The following is a 7,029-nucleotide window of genomic DNA, read 5'->3' on the forward strand; positions in this document are numbered from 1 at the left end:
GAACAACGTCCGGTTTCAGGATGGGGAGCAGGTAACCGATCAATCAGACAGGACTGCCGCCTGACTGCCATCCACCAGATTTGACTATAACTCGTGTGAGTGACCGGATGGTAGATCTAATCGGTGAAAGCGTGGACTGCGTCGTGCGCGGCGGGGAACTCACTGATTTATCATTGGTCGCACGCCGCGTAGGTGACCTGAACCTTGGTGTTTACGCCGCGCCGGGCTATTTAAAAAGCGCAGGCTTACCTTTGCACCCGCAAGAGCTGTCTCTACCCCCACACTACATTGTCGGTTTCAGATGGGCGCGTTCTGGGTTAGCTTTTCCCTACGCCATGTATCGCAACGGAGAGCGAGTCAATGTGCAAGGTCGCTATGTGATCTCGGTCGACGACGGTAATGCCGGGCTTGCGGCGGGCCTAGCGGGGCTCGGAGTCATTTGGCTCCCTGACTACATGACCAGGGAGCATGTTTCACGCGGTGAACTGATTCGCTTGTTTGATGATTGGCACCTCGACCCGATGCCGATGTACGTGGCCTTTCCACCGAATCGGCACGTTAGCGCTAAGCTGCGCGTATTCATTGATTGGGTCGCAGATTTGATGGCGCAGCATGCACCTATCGTTGATCGACAGGCGCATAAACGCTGATGCTTCTCCAGCGTTAGTCGTTTCTATGTTTTATTTACTGTCACTTGAGAGGTGTCGTCAGTCCTTCATCCCTGCAAATACCTACCCGGCAGTTGCTCTGCTAGAAAATCCATAAGCAACCGCGCACGCAGGGAAAGTGTTGCCTGGCGGTAGTACACAGCGTTGACGGCTTGGGTGTGCCGTTCGATAAGCGTGGGCAGTACATCAACCAGCATGCCTTTTTGGCGGGGTGCGATGGTCATAAAGTCGGCCAGGCAAACAATGCCTTCCCCTGCAACGGCAAGTTCAATCAGCGTGCTGCCGCTTGAGGCGGCTAGCGTTGGGGTGATGTGTAAGGGCTTGCCGTCGGCGCGAATGAGGGGCCAATGGTTGAGATGCTCCAGTTGGCTAAAACCCATCAGGCTGTGGTGGGCTAATTCGTCAATGTCTTGCGGCACGCCGCGGCGTTCCAGGTAGTCGGGGCTGGCGAGAAGTCGCAGCGGGCTATGGCCCAAAAGGCGGGCGTGAAGCGAGGAGTCTTCCAGTTTGCCGATACGAATGGCCAAATCTACACGTTGTTCCAGCAGATCGACAAAGCGATCGTGAGTATTTAACTCCAGCGTAATACCTGGGTAGCGGGCGCGGAACTCACCAATAACCGGCACAATAACGAACTGCATAAAACTAGGGGCGGCGTTGATTCGCAGTCGGCCTTGGGGCTGATTATGGCGATCCAGCATTGCCTCTTCCGCTTCTTCCACGGCGGCCAGAATACGGCGGCAGTGGTTCAGAAAGGTTTCACCCTCTTCGGTAAGTTCTAAGCGACGCGTGGTTCGGCGCAGTAGAGTGGCCCCGAGTTTCTGCTCCAAACGGTTGAGTGCGCGACTGACACCAGACACAGTGATACCCAGCCGTTCAGCAGCGCCGGTGATTGAGCCGCTATCCACTACCGTGACAAATGCCTGCTGTTCTTCAAGAGTACTTTTCATGGCGTGCTTGTCATAAAGTGCTTTGCATAAAGTGTCCGAATACCCTAATAATAAATGTCTAGTATTGTTGATTTTAAATCAAAAGTCTCTTGCTGAAACGATGCTTCTTTTTTAGGACTGTTCCTCCCACAATATGCGCCATTAGTATCATATCTACTCTGGTTAGATGTGATGGCAAACCTTTTGGAGAGAACTGGTTAAATGAAGATTCTGCTGATTAACGGTGGTAAAAAGTTTGCGCACTCTGGCGGTGAACTCAACAATACCCTGCACGGCGTGGCGGTAAGCACTCTTAATGAGCTGGGCTACGAGGTGCGCGAAACGGTGATCGATCAAGGTTACGACCTTGCTACCGAGGTGCAGAACTACCTGTGGGCCGACACGATTGTCTATCAGATGCCTGGCTGGTGGATGGGCGCGCCCTGGATCGTTAAGCGCTACATTGATGAGGTGTTTACAGAAGGCCATGGTTCACTCTACGCCAGCGATGGCCGCAGTCGCCAAGACCCGTCCAAACAGTACGGCAGCGGCGGCTTGCTGCAGGGTCGCAAGTATATGCTCTCATTAACCTGGAATGCGCCGATCGAAGCGTTTAACGAGCCGGATAACTTCTTTGAAGGACGCGGTGTGGATGGCGTTTACTTCCCGTTCCATAAGTCCCAGGAATTTATTGGTCTAGAAGCGCTGCCCACCTTTATCGCCAACGATGTGATGAAAGTCCCCAATGTCGACCGTGATAAAGCGGCCTACCGTGACCACCTGCGCACAGTTCTTGGCTAAAGTTTTTGGTTAAGGCTTTTGGCTAACGCACTTGGTTAAGAAATGCCCACCCTGAGAGGTGGGCATTTTTGGTCATACTATTAGGACTTAGCGATCCCGATTCAGGCTTTGCACCGTTAGATCCAGCGCCTTGTACATATCCAGCCGGGCTGAGCGACCGATATCGGGATGATTCAGGTCATTGGCACGTTCCGATGGCAGTATCGGAGCGGTTAGGTCATCTGCGTCAGTCGGCTCGAAATCGTACTCTTCACCGATGGTCATGGCGCTACGCCGCAGCAGCATTCGTAACTGTGCTGGCGACAGTTCAGGTTCTATCGACATCATGGCCGCCACCAGCCCAGCCACCAATGGCGTTGCATAAGAAGTACCGCAATGCGCCTCGCCCCGTTCACCTTCTATCAGAGATGACCCCCGCACACAGGCCGCTGCTGTAATATCCACACGCATGTCGATATTCGATGCACTGCGTTTTATCGCGTACCTGGGGTCGGCAACCTGCACATCCTGATCGCTGCGCTCATGTCCTCCCACTACGAACAGTTGCTCAGTCACAAACGATGAGGGCAGGCGATACTCGTCCCGACCAGAAAATGATGATCCGTTACCTGCCGAATTCACGACTACGACATCAGGATGTTCGCGTCGTAGCCATAAGAAGAACTCTTCAAGCAGTTCCTCGTAACCGCTCATGGCGATACCGGAACGTACCAGCGAGTCGACCTCATCCCCGTTGATATCGATGGCCCCTACGCGGTGAATGCCCCAGCTCCAATTGAGCACGCGTACGCCGTCTTCTACTAGATTCACTGAGGCGGCAATATTGGCGGTGATGCCTGCATCCGAATTACGCTCTACAATCACATCGAAACCTGGGCCTACCTCGTCCAGCCCACGCAGAAAACCACTGTTGCCGCCTTCATTCCATGCCGCGGCAAACACGCCTGCCACCGTTGTGCCATGGCCGTCAGGCTTGGCAGCATCCCGCGCATACACACAGGTTCTGGTCGAATCAGTGCGGCAGTCACCCAGGTAGTCGGCAAAATCTGGAGCGTCGAAGTCTACTTCACGCTCGATGACGCCAATGCGGACTGGATGAGTCTCAATGCCCTCACCTTGGCTGGAGAGGCGCCGCTGGTAATAATTCACGGCATCCAAAAAGCGATTCGATGCCCACTCCTGATCATCTGCATCGGGTGGGGTTCCCGTTTCACTCTCAATGTTCTCTTCTGGCCCCGACTCTTCGATCACCACCGCATCGACGCTGACCTCGCTACCCAGCCTAAGTACCAGTGCATCGCGTTCAACCAAATCCTTAGCTGGCAAGCGCAACTGATAAGTATTGAGCGGAGGAATCATCCCAACTACCTCGGCGTCATACTTTTCTGCCAACCGCTGAGCTTCTTCGCCGCCCTCATACTCTTCTTCAATAATCAGGCTGATCAGATCCACGTAGGTGGTCAAACCATCCATGTTTTCCGCTACTTCTCGGTCCGTGGCTGCTAATACATGGCTGCCCTTGATGCTTACCCAAACCGGATTGCTGGATTGATCATCCTGCTCAAACCATAGCGGGCCACTTTGGGCATCTTCGCTGCTGATGCGCACACGGACTTGATCTTTATTGTGGCTGAGGGCTTCTTGAGGAAGCGGTGTACCGTTCAGCTTCACTTGAAAGTCGCTGTCATCAAGCCCGCTGACGTGGAGACAAAATTCTTGGGTATCCAGCGCCAGCAGATTGCCGCAGCGTTGCAATTGTTCGACCCTTAATGGCTCATCAGCCAGCGCGGCAATCGCCACTATCATCAATGCCAGCGCCGAAACCATTCTGCCAGCGCCCAAATACTTAACTGCCATTATCGCTACTCCAAACGGTATTCGACTGAGTGCACGCAGCTTAAACGTATTCGCTGAACGGAACATGAACACGCGTCTGACCGGCACGAACGAATATCGTTTATTTTTTAACGACTAAACCGATGACGTAGTTTTGGCAGAGTACGGGCGACGGGAGGCAGGCGAGTGACCATAATCAGCGCTGCAATAGCGGCATACATCGCCCACTCTTGCATATCGGCGCGCACTACCCAGAAGAAGTGCAGCAAGACGAGACCCAAAATCACGTAGGAAAATTTGTGCAGCGGCTTCCAGCGTTTGCCTAGGCGTTTCATCGCCCAGCGGTTGGACGTGGCGCCGAGTAAGGTCATTCATGTTTTGATTAGATCAAAAAATTATAGATTGTTAGAGTATTTGTGAATCGAAAAAGTGAAAAGTCATAGGTTTTTATCATTGGCTACGAGTTTGTGGTCAATGAAGTTAAATAAATTATTAAGAGCTTTGGAAAGTTTTTTTTCATTGTTATTAACAAATGATATTCTTATTAAAAAATCTTTTTCTGTGTTTTCGAAAAAAGACATACATGATATTGGAAAGACAATAACGTTAAATTTTTTAGCACATTCGTCTAGTTCTTTTGTGCCGAATTTAAATGGGAGTTTAAGGTTTCTAAAGAATCCACCATTTATTTTGGGCATTGGATTTTGACTAAAAAGTGATCTTGAGGATAGGTTTTTTTTGATATTTATTTCTATAGATTTATTTCTTATTTTGTATGTCTCTAGTCTTTCTTTATTGAATTCTCTAAGAGAGAAATCGTTCTTTAGTAATATCCCGGCTACAATTGCTTGACAGATTGGAGGTGTGTTAACAGTGGTGAATGTCTTAATAGTTGTTGATAAGTGTGAGAAATTGTTTGACAAAGAGGTCTTGGGAGTCGCTAAATAACCAACTCTCAAGCCTGGAAACAATGTTTTGGAGAAAGTCCCAATATAAAAAACACGCTGATCAGATAGCTGTTTTATAGGCGAAATGTTTTCTCCTTTAAATCTGAAAAGAGTATAGGCATTATCCTCTAGTATATAAAAGTCATATCTTTCAGCTAGATTTATTATGTTTTTTCGATCCATCAAAGTTAAAGTGTCTGCACTAGGGTTGCAGAAATCAGGAACTGTATAAATGGCTTTAACTTTTTTTCCACTAGCGTTTATTTTTCTAATTAATAACTCTAGCTTCATCTCATTATGAAAAATTTCTGATGGAACTGGTATGATATCGATTCTCGCTAGTCTCGCTGCTCCGGCTATCCCAGGGAAAACGGGATCAGGTATGATTAAGCACTCTTTAGGAAATTGGAAGATACATAATATAGCAATCAAAACTGACTCTTGAAAACCTACAGTTGTAATGATATTTTCACTGTCAACTTTTATTGTGTAGTCTGTCAATAAGTGCTGGGAAATTATTTCATTTGCTATTCCTTTAGTAGGTGAGTATTGGTGCACAACTGTATTATAATCTATTTCCTTTTTTAAACAATGCTCTTCAAATTCAGCCATTCCAGATTTAATATGGTTCTGATACGAGTATGCATTATCAGGTGATCCGGAGGCTAAAGAAATAGCATGTGGGTACTTTGTGGAAATTCCATTTAAAATGTTGATTGACTGGTAGTAATTGCTGCAGCTTAGATGTTTTTCTAAGTTGGTATCCATTTATCTTCCTCACGTGAGCGGGTTTTGTTTTAATGCATTATGAATAGCGTTATCTAAATCTGAAATTAAATCCTCTGGGTCTTCTAAGCCAAAGCACAATCTGATTAGGTTTTCAGTTATACCCATGCTATTTTTTTCTTCAGGTGTCATCGAGGCGTGGCTACCTGTGTATGGTTTTGCAATCATTGACGTCACGCAAGCCATTCCAGTTCCAGTTCCAAAATATTTTAATTCTTTGATAATTTCACTATACCGATCGCCTATGTAATTAGGGACATCAATGAAAATAATTCCACCATAGCTTTTGAGTTGACAGTCATTTATTTCAGGATAATAGATATGATCCACATAAAATTTCTTTTCTAATTGTGTCACTATTTCTCGTGTGGTATCAGAGTGCCGTTTCATTCGGATGCTGAAGGTTTTCATGCTGCGAGATAAAAGCCAAGCACTATAGGGAGTAAGGATGGAACCAGAATAAAATCGCTCGTCCAATAGCCTTTCATATAAGAAAAAGTTATTTGTAGCTACTATTCCACCCATGACATCACTATGACCGGAAAAATATTTTGTGGCACTATAGACTGTTAAATCCGCCCCTAGCTTTAGTGGATTTTGATATAATGGTGTTGCCCACGTGTTGTCAACAACGATTAATGCTTTTGGATTAATTGATTTTATTAATGACGAAGTTTTTGTTATGTCAATTGTTCTTAGAAATGGGTTGGTTGGAGTCTCAAATATTACCATGTCAACATTTTTGATATTGAACTCTTCGTCACTTTCATTAGAAAGATCTATGATGTTAAGGCTTATATTAAGTCGTTCGCAATGATTTTGAAATAACTTGTAGGAGCATCCGTATATGTGCTTATTTATTACTAAGTGAGAGCCGGGTTTTAATAGGCTAAGGACTATATATATTGCCGTCATGCCTGTAGAAAAGGCCAGCGAGTATTTGCTTCTTTCAATGCGACATATAATGTTTCCTGAATCCGTGAGACCGGCCCCCGGAAGCACTTCTAACCCACTGACCTGCATGGCAATATAGCCATTATCGCCATTCACCCAGACAGTGCC

The 7,029-nt window shown here is 47.2% G+C and carries 6 protein-coding genes and 1 pseudogene; 2 read left to right on the forward strand and 5 right to left on the reverse strand.

Features of this window, described 5'->3' with window-relative positions:
* Nucleotides 1-107 precede the first annotated feature (107 nt).
* The gene (locus ACQKE4_RS19795) at nt 108-650 is read left to right on the forward strand and encodes a LysR substrate-binding domain-containing protein (RefSeq protein ID WP_427389948.1); all 543 of its coding nucleotides are present in this window, start codon (nt 108-110) and stop codon (nt 648-650) included.
* Nucleotides 651-715: 65 nt separating this feature from the next.
* Here the strand turns inward: ACQKE4_RS19795 and ACQKE4_RS19800 are convergent, their stop codons facing one another.
* Complete coding sequence (locus ACQKE4_RS19800) at nt 716-1,618, reverse strand: LysR substrate-binding domain-containing protein (protein ID WP_427389949.1); 903 nt, start codon at nt 1,616-1,618, stop codon at nt 716-718.
* 201 nt (nt 1,619-1,819) lie between these two features.
* Here ACQKE4_RS19800 and ACQKE4_RS19805 point away from each other — a divergent pair, with 201 nt between their 5' ends.
* A complete protein-coding gene (locus ACQKE4_RS19805) occupies nt 1,820-2,398 on the forward strand; it encodes an NAD(P)H-dependent oxidoreductase (protein WP_427389950.1) in 579 nt (192 codons plus the stop codon).
* A gap of 87 nt (nt 2,399-2,485) precedes the next feature.
* Here ACQKE4_RS19805 and ACQKE4_RS19810 read toward each other — a convergent pair whose 3' ends face one another.
* From ACQKE4_RS19810 to ACQKE4_RS19825, 4 genes and pseudogenes are all read right to left on the reverse strand, one after another.
* A complete protein-coding gene (locus ACQKE4_RS19810; RefSeq protein WP_427389951.1) occupies nt 2,486-4,255 on the reverse strand; it encodes a S8/S53 family peptidase in 1,770 nt (589 codons plus the stop codon).
* Between the two features lie 107 nt (nt 4,256-4,362).
* Nucleotides 4,363-4,605 (reverse strand): annotated as a pseudogene (locus ACQKE4_RS19815) (protein-methionine-sulfoxide reductase heme-binding subunit MsrQ); the annotation flags it as partial.
* Between the two features lie 66 nt (nt 4,606-4,671).
* Nucleotides 4,672-5,949 (reverse strand): pyridoxal phosphate-dependent aminotransferase, encoded by a 1,278-nt coding sequence (locus tag ACQKE4_RS19820; protein WP_427389952.1) that lies wholly within the window; start codon nt 5,947-5,949, stop codon nt 4,672-4,674.
* A 9-nt stretch (nt 5,950-5,958) separates the two neighbouring features.
* On the reverse strand, nt 5,959-7,029 hold a 1,071-nt coding region (locus ACQKE4_RS19825; protein WP_427389953.1), incomplete at its 5' end, for a trans-sulfuration enzyme family protein.

It is taken from the genome of Halomonas sp. NPDC076908 (genome assembly GCF_050269715.1).
Taxonomy (GTDB): Bacteria; Pseudomonadota; Gammaproteobacteria; order Pseudomonadales; family Halomonadaceae; genus Vreelandella.